The following is a 16,387-nucleotide window of genomic DNA, read 5'->3' on the forward strand; positions in this document are numbered from 1 at the left end:
GGTCACATCATCCAGTGTCGTGGTCATCACGGCGCCTTCCTCGCCGGGCTACGCCCGGCGGGTCAGACCGGAAACACCGAAAGATCCACAGTCCCGTCCCGACACGAAGTGCAACAGCGAGTCGGCGTCTATCTGGACCGGGATGGGCGATGTCAGGCACGTAAGCAACGAGCGGCTAGATTGATCATCTGCTTGCGTGGCTGACGGACTTTCGTGACCTCCGTGCGCGACGACTGCGATGAGGTTGCGAGGAGGTGCGGCGTGCGGGTCCGTGCGTTGCGGGGCTCTGGAGTCCAGCGGGAGAGCTACACAGTCGTCGGCGAGGATGGGCGGGTCGTCGAGCCCGTTGATGACTTCCTGGCGATGTGCACCGACCGGGAGTATTCGCCGAACACCATCCGAGCGCGAGCGTATGACCTGGTGCTATGGCTGCGTTTCCTCGCGCTGTTGCGCGTCGACCTGACAGATGTGACTGCTGAGCACGTGGATCAGTTCGCGGGTTGGCTTCGGCGTCCGGTGCAGCCCGGCACGTTGGCGCTCGCGGCGGAGATCGAGCCGGCGCGACAGCCGTCAACGGTGAATCGGGCTCGTGACAGCGTGTATGCGTTGTACGAGTTCCTGGCACGTCGTGGCGTTGGCGTGGCCGCTCAGCTGGTGACCTATCGACCCGGGCGTGGGCGCGAAGACCGGGGTTTCCTGGCCGGGATCGCCGGCGGGCCGGTGAAGGTCCGCCCGACGAGGTTGAAGACTCCCAAGGCCCGGCCGGCGACGCTCACTGATGACCAAGTGCAGGGGGTGCTGGATGCATGCACCAGACTGCGTGACCGGCTGTTGATGGCGCTGATGTTCGAGACCGGTTGCCGGATCGGGCAGGCGTTGGGACTTCGCCACGAAGACATCGACACCGACAGGCGTGAGATCACGCTAGTGCCCCGGCGGGACAACGCCAATCGAGCGCGCGGTAAGCACCGCGAGCCGAAGCGGATTCCGGCGCGCCGGGCGCTTTGCGACCTCTATGTGGACTATCTGTTTGCCGAGTACGGCGAGTTGGACAGTGACTACGTCTTCGTCAACCTGTGGGAGGCGCCGGTCGGCCATGCAATGACCTACTGGGGTGCGATGAGCCTAGTCAAGCGGCTGCGACGGCGCGCCGGCGTGGACTTCCACCCGCACCTGTTCCGGCACACGCATGCCACCGCGCTGCTGCGTGCCGGAGTCCGGCTGGAGGTGGTCAGTGAGCTGCTCACGCACGCCTCCGCGCGCACCACCGACGAGATCTACATCCACATGGACACCGACGACATGGCCGACGAGCTGGTCCGGTCCGGCTTCTGGGCCCGCGAGGAGGTCGGACGGTGAGCGGTCGACTGGCCGCTGTGCGCGGGCTGCCGAATCCGGATCCGCGGGCCGTGGCGATCCTCGCAGTGCTGCGTCCGGAGTTCTGTGTGGACCGGTTCGTGCCCGCCCCCGGGCACTTCCTAGCCCCGAAACACTGCGCGATACCCCAGTGCCCGGGCGGGCGCCACTCCAACGACCTGTGTTCCATCCATAGCCGCGCATGGCGTCTATCTGGCCAGCCTGACCATGCGACCTGGGTGGCAGATCCGGACAATGCGACGGTGGGCTGGCTTGCGCCGGTGCGGCGGTGTCCGGTCGACGGCTGCCCGCACGCTCAGGGACCGTTCCGGCTCTGCGAAGACCATCGTCGCCGGTTCACCCCGATGGGAATGGCGGGAGCGAGCACCGACGAATACCTGGCCACCCGCCCCGCAGTGATCATTCGCGGCGATGTCGGACGCTGCGGCTACCCTGGCTGCCCGTTCCCGGTGCTCAGCGACGAGCTCTGCGACGGCCACCGGTATCGGTGGGTCAAGCTGGGCCGACCGGCCCTGGCCGAGTTTCCCGCCGTGGTGGAGCAGCTACGTAATCCCGGCTTCGATCTGAGCAAGCTGTCTCCGCTGCTGCGGTTGGAGTTCGCCTACCTGCTCCAGCTACGCACCGAACAGCGCCGCACCCATATTCCTATCGGTGACTGGAATCGCGCGGTCCGGCTCGTCATCGAGGCTGGCGTCGAGTCGGTACGCGACCGGAGCCTCGCTTCCTGGCAGCAGCAAGTCAACCGCGGGTGCGTGGCCCGCGGCTTGTTCCGCACCCTGCTCATCGCCCTGCACGACCTGCATGACCAGGGCGTCGAGTGGGACCGTGACGTGTGGCGGCCGGAGTATCTGGGTTTCGACCTGGAGGCCCGGCGCGGCGTTCCACCACTGCACTTCGACAAGATCGCTCAAGAGTGGCTGCGGGAACTGGTGAAGCGCTACTTCCGGCTCCGGCTGGCCACCACCGAGCTGCGCACCGTCGCCGGGCAGCTGTCATCGTTCCACTGGTTCTCCCGGTTCCTCACCGAGTGCTACCCGGCCCAGCAGGACGAGCCGGCCGTGCTCGACCGCGCAGCGCTCGAACGTTACAGCGGCTGGCTGATCGACGCCCCCGACATCCGCCCCGGCAAATGGGCTGGCCGGCGGCTGACCGCGCGCACCCGCAAGCTGCACCTGTCCAAGCTGAAAGGCTTCCTCGAAGCCTGGCGTCGCTACGGATTTACGCCACCGTTGCCGGAGAATGCCCACATCTACGTCGATGACCTGCCCCGCGCCTCCGGGCTTCAGGCCAACTTCATCGACGAGTACCTGATGAGTCAGATCGAGGCCGAGGAGAACCTCGCCCTTCTCGAACCCGAGACACGGACCATGGTGCTGATCTGCCGAGACGAAGGATTACGCATCGGCGAGGCGCTCACGCTGAAGACCGACTGCCTCAAGCGGCTGCCATCGGGCCGGTGGGCGCTGGTGCACTACAAGAGCAAGGACAAGAGCTACCGAGCCATCCCCGCCAGCGCCGCCGTCGTCGACGCGATCGGCGGGCAGATCCAACGCGTCCGAGAACGCTTCGGCGACCGCTGCCGATGGCTGTTCCCCGGCGTCAGCCGCAACCCCGACGGGGACTACTTCATCTCCTACACCACGCTGACCAAGCGGTTCGACGCGTGGCTGGCCCGCATTCGACTGGTCGACGCCCACGGCCAGCCCGCGACCGTCAATTGGCACCAGTTCCGGCACACGCTGGGCACCCGCATGGCCAACGCCGGAGTCTCGGGCCGCACCATCCGAGAAGTCCTCGGCCACACCTCCTGGACGATGCAGGAGCACTACTCCCGCATCGCCGACGACACGCTGCGCCGCGAATACGAAGCGAAGTACGAGGTCCGGTTCAACCGCAAGGGTCAAGCCGTCCGGATCAGCGCCACCGCCGACCTGTCCGGCGTCGAATGGCTCGCCGACAAGATTGGCCGGCGGCTACACGCCGTCGCCGGCGGCTGGTGCGGCCGGCACATCGCCCGCGCCTGCCCCAAGAACGCCGCCGACGGCTGCTACTTCTGCGAGGACTTCCAAACCGAACCCGGCCTGCTCCACATCCACCAGGACACCCTCGCCCGCACGCTCGAGCTTCAGCAGACCGCCGCAGCCGCTGGCCGCGTTCGTGTCGCGGAACGCAACGAGCGTATGGCGACAGCGATCCGCCATCTCCTTGACCGCGTCCACCAGGACGAAGCCGAGGCTCACTCCAGCGCCAAGGAGTCAGCCGCTCCACACCGAGAGTTGAATGCTGATGCGGGCTGATAACCGGCAATACCTGATCGCCGCCGCAGCTCGCCGCCGCGCCGAATGCACCGCTCGCGTCCACGCAGTCCTGGACGACCTCGAGCACGGCCCAGGCCGCGTCAACGTCGCCGCGGTTGCCGCCGCGGCAGACGTCTCTCGGACGTTCCTCTACGACCCGGCCCAGATAGCTCTGCTCACCCGGCTGCGCACCATCGCGGCCGTCAAACCCAGCACTGGACGAGCACCGATTCCCGCCGTTCAGCGCATCAGCACGGCCTCACACGAACAGATGATGCGGGCACTTCGTGATCGCAACCACCGCCTTCTCCGGGAGAACAAGCAGCTCCGCGAGGAACTCGCCGTCGCACTCGGCCAACTCCGAGATCTTAGACGCGGCGCTTTTACAGCGCCTGGACGCGACTCGGCCGGGTCATCATGACGATCCCCACAACAACGACGCACCTGGTGCCACCTATTCGAGCGGCTGTGATGTCGCCGACGGCGCCTGCTCGGGGAGCCACGCAAGCCATTTGCGCTCAACTGCCTCCTCCAGGTCGACCCCGTGGTGTCGCGCCAGTAGCAACACATGACACAGCACGTCGGCCAGTTCGCCCTGGAAGAGTTCGTCGATCTCCTGCGCCGAGTGTCCCTTGGGCCTGGCTTGACCAGTTCGCATGAGGAACGCCTGAGTCAATTCGCCAACCTCCTCCTGCAGCTTGAGCAAGAACCAGGCGGCATCCCGTGTGATGTCATGCCGGCGGGCATAAGCCTGTGAGATTTCTTCGGCATTGTCGGTAAGTCTTACCAGGTCCACATCTACACCCTAAGAGCCCGTAAGCTCGGGGCCGATCCCGGCACCCGGGAGTGTTCACGACCGGGGCCGCCTGGGCCCGGACGGCTGCAGCTGGCCCTTGGGCGCGGTGGACAGCGCCGACTCCGATGTCGGGCAGTTGTAGTCCCCGGGCGCCATCGCATCATCAAAGGCCGCGTTCATAGCCGAGAACAACGCGCCGCCCGTATGCGTTCCGCGATACTACGAGACGTGAAGGTTCGCGATGGTGCGGCGAGGGGCAAGGCCAGGTGGAGTTTGCTGGCAGGCATCTTAATGATCTTGTTTTTGTGTGGCTTTTGCGGTTACGCCTTGTGGGCCCTCGGGTCGCTGCCGGGCGGATTCCGGTAGGAGATCTTTCGAATGGCAAATGAACGCATGGGCGCCGTCGGAGAACTTTGGGAGCTGCACAAGCGTGCTCCCTTCCCCAGCGGTTTGAGAGGCACCAGCGTATCCGGTGTCGAGATGGTGATGTTGGACGCCGACGTCGCAGGGATGGTCAGCTCTTGGCTCTCCACCGGCGGAAGTATCGACGATCGGCGTCGAGACCTTCTTGCCCAACGCGAGCAGCAGCTCATCCGCGTCCTTGAGGGTTTGACCGGCGATGAGGCGACCTACTACCAGCGGCTCCTGGACATGACCGTGCTTGTCATGACTTCGCCGGACGGCCCTTCCGTCGACGACCTGCCAACAGGCTGACCGTGCATTGGCTCCAACAGGTAGCGAACGGGGGCGTGACCGTCTGGTTGCCATCCAAGATCGCGCGCTCTACAGTGGTCCTGACACAGTCAGCGACGCATCGTCGCAGCGTAGAGGCTACGTCTCCGCACATTCGGTCCAGATAGCGGCGTATCCCGATTGAGCCCTGCGCAGCATGACGATCCTCCCGCTCCGGCGCAGGATGAGGTGCACGTCCACGATGCTGCGATGGCGCTCGGCCATCGGAGTTCCTTTCGCCGGGAGGCGGGGAGCGGCAGCCGCCTCGTGCGCGCGAGATGTCGCCTGTTCGCGACTCATGACGTGGGCTGCGCGTGTTCTAGCTCGGTGAAGCAGCGCGGGCACCGGCTCGGGCACGGCGTCGTCGGCCCGATTTCGGCAAGGCCGCTGGTGTGCAGAATCGTGGTGACGGTCTGCTCGAACGTCGAGTCCTCACCGATGACGTGCTCCCCGGCGACGCCGAGTAGGTCCTTGGCTGCATACCAATCGCGCATGTCGTCCGCGGTGAAGTCGACGCCGGCGGCGCGGCCGGCGTGGCGGCGTACGGTCTCGTCGTACGACACGTCCAGGTAGAAGAGGTGCGACGGCCCGGGATGCTCGGCGATCAGATCCCGCAGTGCGGGGCCGTAGCGGTCGGCGTGCAGGATCCCTTCGAGTACGGCGTGATAGCCGGCGTCGAGGGCGGTACGGGTGACCGCGGCGATGAACCCGGGCGCGACGGGGTTGATGTTGCTGCTGTCGTGCTCGCGCAGCACGATCCGGCGCAGGTAGTCCTGCTCCAGCAGAGCGCAGCCGCGCCCGTAGCGGCGGCGGACCTCGCGGGCGACCGTGCTCTTGCCGCTGCCTGAGTTGCCGCGAATCACCAAGAGCGCGGTCGAGCTCGCGGCGGGGGTCACCGGGGAGTCGCCAGGTCGGGCCAGGTGACGGCGATGGTGGTGTGCCGGCGCTCGACGAGCAGTCGGGTTCCGACGGCCGGTGGCGGCTGAGGGGGTGTCGGGTGCACGGTGATGCGTGGTCCGGGTCCGTGCCGGTGGTCGCGGTCCCAGGCGGTGATCATGTCGACCATGGTGGCGGCCAGGGCGTTGCCGGCGGTGCCAACGCCGTGGGCACCGAACTGCCACCGATTCTCGTCGAGCTTGCGTAGGGCGAGGTAGGCGAGCGAGTCGGTGGCGAGCAGGGTGGGGCAGGCGACCCGGTTCTGCGGGTCGAGCAGTCCGGGGGTGAGGTCGCGGTCGACGGCGAGTAGGCCGTACGGGTGTGGCTGGCTGGCCAGCCACAGGTGCAGCGACTCGAACGGTTCCTGCGCCGCCACGAACACCGGCGCCCACGCCTGCACGCGGGGCTGGGCGAACGCTTCGGCGTACGCGTCGGTGTCGAGCGCGACGGCGGTGGGCTCGTCGACGGTGATGGCGATGTCGTCGCCGCGCAGAGGTATCCGTCGGGCGGGGTGGCTGCCGGCGCCCTGCATCGCGACGAAGCCGCACAGGATCGCGGCGGTCGCCTCCCAATGGTCGTCTCGCCTGGTCAGGGTGAGGCATCGGGTGTTACCGCGCATGCGCAGCGGCACGACCAGAGCTCCGTCGGGAGCGAGCTGGGCGCCGAAGGCGGGTGGGATATCGGCGGCCTCGACGGTGACGATGATCGCGTCATAGGGCGCCGCATCGGGGAAGCCGTCCTCGGCGTCGGCGTGTGCGACGCGTACCTGCGGGTATCCGGCGCGGGTTAACGCGGCGCGGGCGGCGTTGACGACGTCCGCGTCGATGTCGATGCTGGTGACCTCGCCGTCGGGGCCGACGACCTCGGCGAGCAGGGCTGCGTTGTAGCCGCCGGAGCCTATCTCCAAGACCCGCGCGCCGGGCCGGAGCCGCGCTGTTTCGATCATGTACGCCTGTAGTCACGGTGCCGACACCGAACTGGTGGGCTTGCCGTGGGCGTCGCGTTTGGTGATCACCACGTCGTCCGCGTACGCGGCGGCAAGGTCCACGTCCGATGGCACGAACAGGTGTCGCGGCACCGTGCGTACCGCGGCCTCCACCTCCGGCGAGCTGAGGCTGACCCATGGCCGCACGAGGAGGTGGTCGGCGAGCCGGTCGCGGTACTCCTGCGGGGAGTGGGCAGCGGTCGCCGTTTCGGCCAGGGCCATCCGTACCTCCGATATCGTTGCTTGGTTCGGGAAACGCCGGCGTGGACGTCCCGCCTCGACAGGGCCCGAACCGTACCGACCACCTGTGACAAAACCGGGTCCCCGTGACGACGCTAATCACCCGATTGGGTCACCCCAAGGCCGATGAGCAGCACCCACTACTTGGGGCTACCAGATGGTGAATTCCTCAAGGGAGTTGCGCCGCCGCCCTCGGGCGCGTGTTCCTCACGAGCGGCGTAGTAGGACCCTTTTGCTGCGAACCGCCGCCGGTGACCTCCACCAGCCCCACACGGCGGCGTGGAAAGAGGTCGGATGTTCTACCTGCGAGCTACGCCTGGAACCGATCGGCCCGAGTGACTCCCACCTGTGTCGGATGTTTCAGGGTCAGGTGCCGGCGACCGCCGTCCTCGTCGCCGCGATCCTGCTCCGCAGCACTCGTGAGGGCCGACTGGCCGGGACGCGCCTTCTGATCCACCTCCTCGGCGATCGCGAGTAACCAAGAAGATCAGTGGTGGATGCGGCGCGGAACCTCGCTCAAGGGGACAGCTTCCGCACGAGCCCGACCTCGCCACCATCGACCACAGCGCAGCTCACCGATGCAGCGCCGCCGTGACCGATCGTGAGTGGACTACGCCTTCCCGGACCACGACGGTCGCTTCTGGAGTACAGCGAACGATGGTGAGATGGTTGGCGATTGAACAGACGCCCCCGTCGATCACCAATGGGTCACCGATGCCAGCCGCGGCGATGAATTGAGCGACCTCGGGAATGTTGATGCTGGGACTTGTTCCGCCGTCGCCTGAAATGTTGGCGGTTGTGGCGGCCACCAAGCATGTCGCGTTGGCGGCGAGGTCGCCCAGGACATCGGGGGCGATGGTGACGAGTGCTTCCGGCGTACCCACGGCTGAGTATGCCTGCGCCGTGGTGGCGTCACGCCAGGGTAGGCGCAGTGCGAGGTGCCCAGGCCAGAACTCCTCCGCCAGAGCCTGGGCGTCCGGAGTCAGGGCGAAGTGACGGTTGACGGTGTCGATCGTGTCCGCGACCAAGGCCAGCGACTTGTCGGCGGGACGCTTCTTGGCGGCGAAGATCGCTGCGCATGCGCGAGCGTTGCCTGCATCGCAGCAGATCATGTACCAGCGGTCGGTGGGAACGATCACCAGTTCACCGGCCTCGATTGCGCGGGCGGCGATGGCGACATCGGATGGCGGCACGCGGCGCATGGATGTCCTTTTCGCTATGAGGGGATGGTCTGGTGGCCGGCGGGTCAAGCGAGCAGCGGCTGGAGCGGTTCGTACTCGCGCCATGGATCTCGCAGAGCGTCCAGTCGCTGTTGGTGGTGTCGTTCGTGGGAGATGCGGAAGTAGGCCACGACGCGCGGCTCGCTGGAGGCGTTGTGGCCGACCGCGTGCGGGACGAGGTGGTGCATGAGCAGGAGGTCGCCTGGCTGGGCCAGCACAGGTTCGCCGTGTTGGGTGCCGATGTGGGGCGGGACCTGCTCGGTCATGCCGAGCGACCATTCGGAGCGGAACCATTCGGCCATTGCTAGGTGGCCACCGGGGACGTAGTGCAGGGCACCAGCATCTGGGGCGCTGATTGGGGAGAGCACCACGCCGGCGAGCAGCGTGAAGGTGCGCAGTTCAGCGGGGTTGTGGTGGGGGCATGCCACCCCGTCGACGTGCATGGCTTTGACCGGTTGGTGGGTACCGCCAGCGACGGCGGGAAGGCGGATCTGGATTTGCGCGGTAGTGACGGGCGCGGTGCGCCGGATGAGTGACGCGACGAGGTCAGCGACACCGGACTGGTCAAACAAGGCGAGGATGTCTGGGTGGTCGCCCAGATCCGGAGCGAACGTGCGCTGGGTGTAGGCGTCGACGCGAGTGAGATCCATGTCGCGACTGAGCCACCGGTCGATCAGTTGGCGTGCGGTCACTATCAGCTCGGGGGGTATGGCGTTGCGTCGGACGATGATGCCGTCGCGGATGAAGGTGTCCTTCTCATGCGCGGTGAGGTGGGCGGCCACGGGGGGCTCTCCCTTCCGGTCAATCAGGGCATGGGTTCGGTGAGGCGACGCAGGATGCTGTCGCATCGATCGAGGGCGGCGAGGAGGATTCGTTCGCCGAGGTCGGCGGTGCCGTGGTGGGGGTTCCCGCCGATCACGCCGTTGGAGGCCATCTCGTCCTGGGAAGTCCACGGCCAGGTCACGCCGCGGTCGTAGACGGCTTGCCGTGCCAGCTCGGAAAGCTGCGGCCGAGGTTCGTGATCTTCCGGCAGGCAGTCCAGGTGCACGTCATCGGGCGCAACGGCAAGCATTACAGCCGTCTCTCGGAGCCCCGCGTGGATATCTGGCACGTCGTCGTTCTTGCCGATCGTGGTGAGCGATGTGGGGTGAATGACGCATAGCCGCAGGTCGTGGCGATGCCGAAGCTCGTAGACGGCCGCCTCCAGAACTCCGCGATTGCCGCCGTGGCCGTTGATGATGGCCACGCTTCGGGCGGGTGTGACCAAGCAGTATTGGCCGCAGATGTCGTCGAGCAGGTCTGCGAACACCCGCAGTTGCAGGCTTACGGTGCCAGGCGACCAAGCATGTTCCAGCGACAGCCCGTACGGAATGGCCGGAAGCATCCACAGGTCATGGCTGTCGCCGTAGCGGTCGATCAGGCGTCGTGTGAACTGCTCGGCGATCACGGCGTCGGTGTTCAACGGCAGGTGGGGGCCGTGCTGCTCGTGAGAGCCGATAGGTAGGCAGAGCACCGAGCTGGCGCTGAGTTTGGCGTGAATTTCGGTGGCGGGGAGACGTGAGAGTTGACGGTGGCCGGTGGTCATGGGCGGCGGCCGATGCGGATGAGGAACTCGTTGTGCTCATCGAAGGTGTCGTTGTCGCTGAACCTCGCCAGCGTGTCGGCGGCCTCGCGCTCAAAGTCGGTAAGACGCTCACCGAACAGGTGTGGTGCGGCGAAGGAGGTGGAGTACAGGTAGCCGAGGATGCTCTCGGTAGACCAGACGCGGTGGACTGGGACGCGGTGTTCCTCCACCACGCTAAAGGGTGACTCTTGGAGGATCTCGCTGTAGGGCCGGTTGTGATGTTGGAACACGCCCGCACCAGCACGTCGCTGTTCCCCTAGATATTGCTGGATGAGGCTTCGGATGGCGGTCTTCCAGTCGCTGACGACCGTCCAGAAGCTGTTGTCGCCGAAGATCGCTACCGACCCGTCCGGGGCGACGTACTGGTCCAGGCGTTGCAGGACGGTTTCCTGGTCAAGCCAGTGGAAGGCGCGGCAGATGGTGACCAGGTCGGGTTGCCACCCGGCCGGAGGCTCGAATTCCTCCGCTGAGGCGTGGGACAGGAGCAGGGTACTGGTGGCGGGCAGCTCGGGACGCAGAGCTGCTTCGGCGGCGGCGAGCATCTCGGCGTCGGTGTCGGCGGCGATGATGTCGTCGAAGTCTCCGATGAGGGCTTCCGCGACGAGGCCGGTGCCGGTGCCGACGTCGAGCAGGCGCCGAGGTCGCCGACTCGGTGCCGCTGCTGACAGGATGGTCGCCACGTCGTCCGGGATGCCGGGCCGGTACTTGCGGTAGTGCTCGACGGTGCCCTCGAAGGTGCTCATGCTGGTCTCCTCGCGCAGAGAGTGCGGACGTGTGTGACGGCGTCGGTGAGGTCGTGGGCGACTGCAACGTGGCGCCGCAGTGGTGGAGCGATCGGCGGAGTGGGTCGGCCACCGGAGATCCACACGGTGGACGCCCCGGCGTTAGCAGCGCCGAGGGTGTCGCATTCCCAATTGTCGCCGATGTGGATGATTTGGGCGACGTTGACGCCAGCGTGGTGAGCGGCAGCGTGGAAAGCCCGCGGCTCAGGCTTCGCGTGGCCGATCCGGTAGGACGGAAAGTGGCCGGTTACCCAGGGTCGCAGCAGCTCATCGAGCTGTTCGGGGTCGGTGTCAACGCAGGTGACGTTGGACAGCGTGACGAGAGGGAGAAGTTCGTGCAGCAGCGGGAGCGCTCGCCGCGTTGCTGGGTATAGCCGCAGCGGTGCCGCGGTGAGGTGGCGGGGGAAGGCCGATATCGGGATTCGCAATGCCCGGCAGACGTCAGTCACGACCTGGTCGTTGATCGACGACACCACGTGGAGCCGGTCGCGTAGGGCCACGGTGGCGTCTCGCCGAGCCAGGGGCGATGCTGCGAGCAGCGCTGAGGTGAGGCCTGGTCGATCCGACTTTCCGAGGGTGCCGCCGACGTCCAGGGTGATGAGTGCAGGACGCTCGGACGCCACGAGTGGTCGTGTCATCGCGGGTTGGTCAGCTGTGCCGCCGACCGGGGTAGTGCGCCGACGATCGCGTCGATGCGGGATTGGCGGATCGCGGTGGTGGTGGCTTCCTCGAGGAAGGTGAGCGCGTAGCGGAGTTCGGCCTCATCCAGGGCGTCCAGCGCCCGGTGCTGCTGCTCGGCCGCCGTAGTGAGGTCAGCGGGGATGGCGTGCGGGCGGGCACCGTGTGGCAGTCCTAATTTCGCGGTCCAGGCGGGTTGGATGCCAGCGGCGTCGGCTGGGTTGAGCGGGCGCAGCACGGTGACGTTGTCCAGGGTGATGATTCGCACCGGAACCGACTTGCTGGCGATCTCAAGGGTGCCGCTGAGGAAAGTGTCGTGGCCGGCGATCCTTTCGCTCAGGACCAGTTGAGTTTCGCCGTCGATGTGCCGCACGGTGCCGGTGACGGGAATGCTGAGGGTTGACGCTGGCATCACAACCATCTCCTAGGCGTGGGGCCCAAGCCCATGGGGCGGGCGATGGTGATCCGGCCGGTGTTGACGTCGGCGGGATGGTGGACGAGCTGGTTCCGGCGCGGCTGCCAGCGCACTTGATACTCCACGGCGGGGACAGCGTCAGGGAAGGCAGCGGCGAGGTGTAGTGCCGGCAGCAGGGACCGACCGTGCGGGTAGACGGGCACCCCTGTGTCGCGGGCTCGGCGAACGAGATTGACGGCGGCGGTGAGACCGCCGCAGCCGACCACATCTACGGTGAACGCTGCGAGGGCGGGCAGCGCAAGCAGGACAGGTTCCTCACTGAGGCGAAGCCGTTCACCCAGCCCGAGCGGTACCTGGGCGGATGCGGTGGAGTAGCCGGGAGCGTCGTGGTGCGGGTGCGGCTCTTCAAGCCACACGATGTCGCCGGGTTCGGCTAGTGCACCAAAGTGCCTTGTCAGAGATGCGCTCCAGGCCCACAGAGCGTCAAAGGCCGCCGCCGTGCCGGCGAGGGCCTGAACCCGCCGGATCGCCATCGCGAGCCGTTCTGCGTCCGTACCCGCAGCTAGGCCGAGTCCCGGGCGCAGGTTCCACTTGGTGAACTGCCAGCCGTCAGCAGCGATGTCCGTGATCGTGTCGCTGTTGCGGTCGTCGTGCACGTTGAGGCTGAGCAGGGAGGCGTACGCGGGCACTTCCGTCGGTGGGCCGCCGGCACCGAGTAGCTCGGCGACGGATACGCCTTCGGCGCGGGCGTGCACGTCCCATACCGCACAATCGAGCGCGCCGATTGCCCAGGACATGTTGCTAGCGACTGGCCCGACGCCAGCTGGGCGAAGCCGCGAGGCGAGGCCGGCATGGTCGTTGATCGGCGCCTCCAGTGCGCGCTCCCGCAGTGCGTTGATACTGGCCGCGACCTCGGCGCAAAGCGGTCCATACCAGCCGGCGGCGCTCCCGGCGCGCACCTCCACGATGAACGGATCGTCGCCGGGACCGGCCAGGTCGCGGCAGTCAACCAGCTCTATGGCGTCGATCTTCAAGTCAGCCAAGGTGGGCTCCTTGATGGCTGATCGGGCGCAGAAGTCCCGCAGCGGCGAATCGGTCGGCGGCTGCGGTGAACCCGGCGGTGTCCATCCCGGCTGTCGCCGCGAGTTCGTGCTGGGTCAGCGGATGAGGCGGCTCTTGCCAGCCGATCACCTGAACGGGCCGGTGGAGCCGACCTTCGAGGAGCCCCCAGATCGCGGCAGGATGGCCCAGCGTGGCGATCAAGACCGGCACCCCGACGGGAAGGTAGCGCTCGAGATCTGCGTCGCTCATTCCGCGGGGCCAGGTCGCCGGGTGGCCCAGGGTGGTGAGGTCGTTGACCCCGATGACGCTGACTCGGATGTGGTGTCGTCGGCGAATGGCGGGGGCGGCTTGGCAGGCGACCTGCGCGGGAAGGTCGCCGGCGGCCACGATGACGAGGTCAGGGTTCGCGTCACTGACCGCAGGCCACACGGCTAGACCCTGCTCGAATTCTTGTGACGTCGCGGCTGGTGGGAGTGAGGCAGTGCCGTGTTTGCCAGCCACGATCACGTTGACGCGTCCGGTGGATCCCAGCGCCTCGTCCAGCGTGACAGCGAGTCGCGCCGGGTCGGCGGGCACCAACACTCGCACAGCGGGGTCGCGGGTTCCTAGCAGTGTCGTGGCCAACGACGGGTCGCCATGGGTGTAGGTGTTGTGCCACCCGTAGGAGGTCAGCAGCACATTGATGCTGGGCAGCGGCGTGTTCTGCAGGAGCCTGCGGTGTTTGAGCAGCTGTATAAGTCCGGCGCCTAGCAGTGGGCCGAACGCGTCATACGAGATGAGCAAGCCACGGCGGCCCGTCGCGGTCCAGCCAGCGAGGGCCTGGAGAAGGACTTCTTCGGCGAGGACTTCGATGCTCCATGGCTCTTCGGCCAGATGGGCCAGTCGGTTGGACGCGAGCTCGTCAGGGCTGAACAGGCGCAGGTCGCCGGCTTGAGCGTGAGCGCGCAGGACGGTTGTCACGGCTTGTGCGAAGCTTTTGTGCCCCCCGGAGAGTTCATGGTTAGGAACCTGCGGATTTGTCACGGGGGTGACTGCGGTCGGGTGGTCTCGCTTCCCGATTGTGTGGACGGCGTCTGCGAGCGGCCCAGCTGGTGCTGCGGCGCTGGTGAACAGCTGTTCTGGCCGGTACGACGCCAGCCAGTCCGCGAGAGCCGTCACCTGGCCCGAGGCACCGTGGGGATCATTGATCGGGGTCTTGTGGGAGCGCCACGTTCCTTCGATTGAGGTTCCCGCCAGCGTCGTGGGGCCTGTGAAGCCTTTGGCGCAGCGGAGGAAGATTACGGGTCGGCCGCCGTTGTCGAAGCTGGTAGCAGCGGTTAGGAACCTGTCGTGAAAATCATGGTGCGCCTCGAGTTGGCCTTGTTCCGCGTGCGTGATGATCGGCTGCCAACCGAGGCCGCGGGCGTAGGCGCGCAGTTCGTAGTCGCCCATGGTTCCGAGCAGAGATGGACCGCCCATCCGCTGACCGTTGACGTGGATGATTGGTAACACCTTGCTGCGGCCGGCGATGGTCCTTGCGGCGAGCCATGCCGCGGCCGTGGTCGGGGTCTCGCATTCCCCGTCGCCGAGGATTGGTACGACGAGCCGATCCGGGGCATCGAGGGCTGCACCCAATGCGAATGCCAGTGCCCCGCCTAATTGGCCACCCAGGTACGCGCCGCCGGGCAGCAGCGGGGACACCTCCGCGCCGAGACCGCTCACCTGAGGGAACGAGCGCACCAGCCGCGTCAGCCCCGCAACGTCCGTACTGAACTCCGGCCGCACCCTCGCTAGAGCGCCGGTGAGCCAGGCCAGCGAGCTTTGCACCACGCCGGCGTGACCGGCACCGATTACCGGCATGACGTCGAGTTCTGCGGTGGCGCCAGCAACGGCGACGTGGCTAAGGGCAAACGCGGTGCCGGGCACCGTACCCCAGTGGCCGGCCGGCCGCGGCTTCACGTGCTCAGCAGATAGCGGCAGGGTGAGCAGCGGATTGGCTTGCAGGTGCACTTGAGCGACGCTGAGGTAGGTGACAGCGCGCCACAGCGCCTCGGCGAGCCGGCTGGGATCCGCGGTCGTCATGCCGCTACCGCTACCGCGTCAACCAGGCATTCCCGGCCGAAGGTGAAGTACCACAGAGGGCGGTAGCACTCCCACGCCACAGGGCGCAGTCCCGTCGGTCCGACAATCCGTTCGATGATGCGCCGAGCGCGCAGGTAGTGGCCCAGGTCGGCCGCCCCGGAGGCCCGCAGCCCGGCCATGATCGAGTTGTGCGCCTGGTACACCTGGAAGTTCGGGAATTCGGTGATGTGCGGGTTCAGCGCACCGATCCCGGCGGTGAGCTCTTCCATACGGTCCAGCCCGACGATGTAGGTGTAGGAGGTGTCCAGACCAGCGGTACGGGCGCGCGCCAGGAGGTTCGGCATGTCGTGGCTGCACAGGTTCGCCTTGCTGGCTTTCAAGAGCAAGTCCCGCCGGCTGAAGCATTCAGCGGTCAGACGCAGCACAAACGGCGCCGCCTCGGCAGCGATCTGCGCGAAGGCGGCGTCGCTGCGCACAACAGAGGTCAGAAACCCGAGACGAGCGGTGATCTTGTGCCGCTGGAGCGCCGCGCGCACGGCGAGCACATGGTCGACCGCAGCCGATTCTCGGCCGAAACATCCGGTCGACACCGTTACTTCCCGCAGCCGGGCGAGGTCCCGGTGCGGATGCTGCTCGACCAGGGCTGTCAGCAGGTCATCCAGCGCCCGTTCCTCCGCGAGCCGAGGGTCTGCCGCAGCCTCCAGCGTGTTCGGGCAGAACGCGCAACCGGTGCAACGGCTTCGTGCGTTGGGATTGAGGGTGGCGGCGCGGCCGTCGTCGCGAAAGTACCCGCCGACAGCTTCGTCAGCGTCGATGCGCTCGACGTGACCCACGATGCTGTCACCCAAGGCGAGATCCCCGCTGGGATGGACGCGAAAAGGCGAGGTCACAGCGTTGAGCGGGACGATGACGTGCCAGGCGACGCTGGGATGCCTGGCGAGGCGGACCGCCAGCCGCGCTCGGTGCCGGTTCTGCCTGGATGAAATCCCGTACAGGTTGATCGCGAGCAGCAGGGCATCTTCAACCGGCACTTGATGTTGCAAGGCGAGCTTGTCGAGGTCTGCGGTGCTGCAGACCGTGGGGCTCGCGAGGGCGGGGGTGGCGGCCACAACTTCTCCTGTCGTTCGACGGCGAACCGTGGGTGCAGTTGGGACGCACGCCAGAAGACGGCGCGCGGCAAGG

At 66.9% G+C, this 16,387-nt stretch carries 17 protein-coding genes; 4 read left to right on the forward strand and 13 right to left on the reverse strand.

The window, feature by feature from the left end; genetic code table 11:
- Positions 1–261 precede the first annotated feature (261 nt).
- From AB0M36_RS18355 to AB0M36_RS18365, 3 genes are all read left to right on the forward strand, one after another.
- Positions 262–1,359 (forward strand): tyrosine-type recombinase/integrase, encoded by a 1,098-nt coding sequence (locus AB0M36_RS18355; RefSeq protein WP_364158798.1) that lies wholly within the window; start codon positions 262–264, stop codon positions 1,357–1,359.
- A gap of 260 nt (positions 1,360–1,619) precedes the next feature.
- A complete protein-coding gene (locus tag AB0M36_RS18360; RefSeq protein WP_364158801.1) occupies positions 1,620–3,674 on the forward strand; it encodes a site-specific integrase in 2,055 nt (684 codons plus the stop codon).
- Complete coding sequence (locus AB0M36_RS18365; protein ID WP_364158804.1) at positions 3,658–4,095, forward strand: hypothetical protein; 438 nt, start codon at positions 3,658–3,660, stop codon at positions 4,093–4,095. The genes AB0M36_RS18360 and AB0M36_RS18365 overlap by 17 nt, the downstream gene beginning before the upstream one ends.
- A 33-nt stretch (positions 4,096–4,128) precedes the next feature.
- Here AB0M36_RS18365 and AB0M36_RS18370 read toward each other — a convergent pair whose 3' ends face one another.
- The gene (locus AB0M36_RS18370) at positions 4,129–4,470 is read right to left on the reverse strand and encodes a pyrophosphatase (protein ID WP_364158807.1); all 342 of its coding nucleotides are present in this window, start codon (positions 4,468–4,470) and stop codon (positions 4,129–4,131) included.
- A gap of 378 nt (positions 4,471–4,848) precedes the next feature.
- Between AB0M36_RS18370 and AB0M36_RS18375 the strand changes: the two genes are divergently transcribed.
- Positions 4,849–5,184: a hypothetical protein gene (locus AB0M36_RS18375; RefSeq protein WP_364158809.1), complete on the forward strand. Its 336-nt coding sequence runs from the start codon at positions 4,849–4,851 to the stop codon at positions 5,182–5,184.
- A 314-nt stretch (positions 5,185–5,498) separates the two neighbouring features.
- Here AB0M36_RS18375 and AB0M36_RS18380 read toward each other — a convergent pair whose 3' ends face one another.
- The 12 genes from AB0M36_RS18380 to AB0M36_RS18435 all read right to left on the reverse strand — a co-directional run bounded on the left by AB0M36_RS18380 (position 5,499) and on the right by AB0M36_RS18435 (position 16,314).
- On the reverse strand, positions 5,499–6,098 hold the full coding sequence (locus AB0M36_RS18380) for an AAA family ATPase (protein WP_364158811.1): 600 nt from the start codon (positions 6,096–6,098) through the stop codon (positions 5,499–5,501).
- The gene (gene fxlM / locus AB0M36_RS18385) at positions 6,095–7,084 is read right to left on the reverse strand and encodes a methyltransferase, FxLD system (RefSeq protein WP_364158814.1); all 990 of its coding nucleotides are present in this window, start codon (positions 7,082–7,084) and stop codon (positions 6,095–6,097) included. The genes AB0M36_RS18380 and fxlM overlap by 4 nt, the downstream gene beginning before the upstream one ends.
- Positions 7,085–7,096: 12 nt before the next feature.
- Positions 7,097–7,345: a hypothetical protein gene (locus AB0M36_RS18390; protein ID WP_364158817.1), complete on the reverse strand. Its 249-nt coding sequence runs from the start codon at positions 7,343–7,345 to the stop codon at positions 7,097–7,099.
- A gap of 590 nt (positions 7,346–7,935) precedes the next feature.
- The gene (locus tag AB0M36_RS18395; protein ID WP_364158820.1) at positions 7,936–8,565 is read right to left on the reverse strand and encodes a Sua5/YciO/YrdC/YwlC family protein; all 630 of its coding nucleotides are present in this window, start codon (positions 8,563–8,565) and stop codon (positions 7,936–7,938) included.
- 44 nt (positions 8,566–8,609) lie between these two features.
- Entirely contained in the window at positions 8,610–9,365 is a 756-nt protein-coding gene (locus AB0M36_RS18400) for a phytanoyl-CoA dioxygenase family protein (protein WP_364158823.1), read from the reverse strand.
- Positions 9,366–9,388: 23 nt separating this feature from the next.
- Positions 9,389–10,168 carry a creatininase family protein gene (locus AB0M36_RS18405; RefSeq protein ID WP_364158825.1) on the reverse strand — a complete coding sequence of 260 codons (780 nt, stop codon included), beginning with the start codon at positions 10,166–10,168 and terminating at the stop codon, positions 9,389–9,391.
- Complete coding sequence (locus AB0M36_RS18410; protein ID WP_364158828.1) at positions 10,165–10,950, reverse strand: class I SAM-dependent methyltransferase; 786 nt, start codon at positions 10,948–10,950, stop codon at positions 10,165–10,167. The genes AB0M36_RS18405 and AB0M36_RS18410 overlap by 4 nt, the downstream gene beginning before the upstream one ends.
- A complete protein-coding gene (locus AB0M36_RS18415) occupies positions 10,947–11,627 on the reverse strand; it encodes an HAD-IA family hydrolase (RefSeq protein ID WP_364158831.1) in 681 nt (226 codons plus the stop codon). Before AB0M36_RS18415 ends, AB0M36_RS18410 begins: the two co-directional genes overlap by 4 nt.
- A complete protein-coding gene (locus tag AB0M36_RS18420; protein ID WP_364158833.1) occupies positions 11,624–12,079 on the reverse strand; it encodes a hypothetical protein in 456 nt (151 codons plus the stop codon). The genes AB0M36_RS18415 and AB0M36_RS18420 overlap by 4 nt, the downstream gene beginning before the upstream one ends.
- Positions 12,079–13,125 carry an enolase C-terminal domain-like protein gene (locus tag AB0M36_RS18425; protein WP_364158836.1) on the reverse strand — a complete coding sequence of 349 codons (1,047 nt, stop codon included), beginning with the start codon at positions 13,123–13,125 and terminating at the stop codon, positions 12,079–12,081. Before AB0M36_RS18425 ends, AB0M36_RS18420 begins: the two co-directional genes overlap by 1 nt.
- Positions 13,118–15,205 (reverse strand): hypothetical protein, encoded by a 2,088-nt coding sequence (locus AB0M36_RS18430; RefSeq protein ID WP_364158839.1) that lies wholly within the window; start codon positions 15,203–15,205, stop codon positions 13,118–13,120. Before AB0M36_RS18430 ends, AB0M36_RS18425 begins: the two co-directional genes overlap by 8 nt.
- Positions 15,202–16,314 (reverse strand): hypothetical protein, encoded by a 1,113-nt coding sequence (locus tag AB0M36_RS18435; protein WP_364158841.1) that lies wholly within the window; start codon positions 16,312–16,314, stop codon positions 15,202–15,204. Before AB0M36_RS18435 ends, AB0M36_RS18430 begins: the two co-directional genes overlap by 4 nt.
- Positions 16,315–16,387: the final 73 nt, after the last annotated feature.

The organism is Actinoplanes sp. NPDC051346 (assembly GCF_040682215.1).
Classification (GTDB): Bacteria; Actinomycetota; Actinomycetes; order Mycobacteriales; family Micromonosporaceae; genus Actinoplanes.